Consider the following 447-nt stretch of genomic DNA (forward strand, 5'->3'; position numbering starts at 1 on the left):
GCAGAAGGAGCAGCAGCAGCAATAACAGATCATTAAATTCGTTAGAGAATAAAGGAAGATACTTCTATGAAAAATATACTTTTTGGAATATTATTTTTTGTTGCTGGAATTGCAAGTGCACAATCATGGCACAACGATCTTTCGTCTGCACAGGAACAGGCTTTAAAAGAAAACAAGAAAATTCTGCTCATCTTCCAGGGCTCTGACTGGTGTGCCCCATGCATCAAACTGGATCGTGAGATTTGGTCATCTTCAGAATTTCAGGACTACGCTAAAGATCATTATGTACTGGTAAAGGCTGATTTCCCCCGAAAGGAAAAAAATCAACTTGAACCTTCCCGGCAGGAAAAGAATAACAAGTTGGCAGAGAGATATAATCCACAGGGGTATTTTCCCCTGGTGGTCATAATGGATCAAAACGGAAAGGTGCTCGGGAAAACCGGCTAT

1 protein-coding gene is annotated in these 447 nt (G+C 40.9%); it reads left to right on the top strand.

Features of this window, described 5'->3' with window-relative positions:
• Window positions 1-66: 66 nt before the first annotated feature.
• Window positions 67-447 (top strand): thioredoxin family protein (locus HC175_RS18660; protein WP_168139701.1); only part of this gene is annotated, 381 nt, incomplete at its 3' end.

The organism is Salinimicrobium oceani (assembly GCF_012037645.1).